The following is a 737-nucleotide window of genomic DNA, read 5'->3' as shown; positions in this document are numbered from 1 at the left end:
CAATAAAACTGCATCCCCGCCCCTGAAAATGTTCGTAGTCCCGCTGATCGGCGCAATCAGGCGCGAAAACGGGACGGCGCTTGCGTCAGTTGAAGGAGAGCATCCGGTCGAGCCCCGAGATAGGCCGGACATCGGCGAGAAGCGCGCGCGCCTGCGCCTCATCCTGCTTCATCTGATCGATCAGCGAATCGAGGCCGTCGAATTTCACCTCGCCCCGCAGGAAACCGAAGAAGGAAACGGCTGCGGTCTTTCCGTAAAGGTCGCCGGAAAAATCGAAGAGAAAGGTTTCGAGAAGAGGCGCGCCTTCGTCGTCCACTGTGGGTCTTCGCCCGAAACTTGCCACGCCGTCATAAAGCATGGCGTCATCCAACCGGAAGCGAACCGCATAAATGCCGTGCTTGAGACTTGTCTGCGGTGCAAGCGCCATATTGGCTGTTGGAAAACCAAGCGTCCGGCCAAGCTTCTTGCCGTGGATCACCTCCCCGCATATGCGGTAGCGATAGCCGAGAAGTCCGGCAGCCTCAGCCACTTCACCCTCGCTCAAGAGATTGCGGATGCGCGTTGAAGAAACGAGCATCCCGCCCTCATCGGTGAAGGCATCGACCAGCGTAACACTGAACCCGGCCTTTTTCCCCGCCTCGCACAGGAATTCCGGCGTGCCGCGCCGTCCCTTGCCGAAATGAAAGTCGTAACCGGTGACGACGCGGCTCGCACGCAGCTTTTCAACAAGAATATGC

Annotated in this window: 1 protein-coding gene; it reads right to left on the bottom strand. The window is 58.8% G+C overall.

What is annotated here, in order from left to right; translation table 11 throughout:
* Positions 1-85 precede the first annotated feature (85 nt).
* Positions 86-737, bottom strand: a 652-nt coding sequence (locus JNC63_RS21875) for a bifunctional riboflavin kinase/FMN adenylyltransferase (protein WP_374846777.1), incomplete at its 5' end; no start/stop codon positions are given.

This window comes from Brucella ciceri, from assembly GCF_041930145.1.
Lineage (GTDB): Bacteria > Pseudomonadota > Alphaproteobacteria > Rhizobiales > Rhizobiaceae > Brucella > Brucella intermedia.
This window is presented reverse-complemented; position numbering and strand designations above follow the sequence as displayed.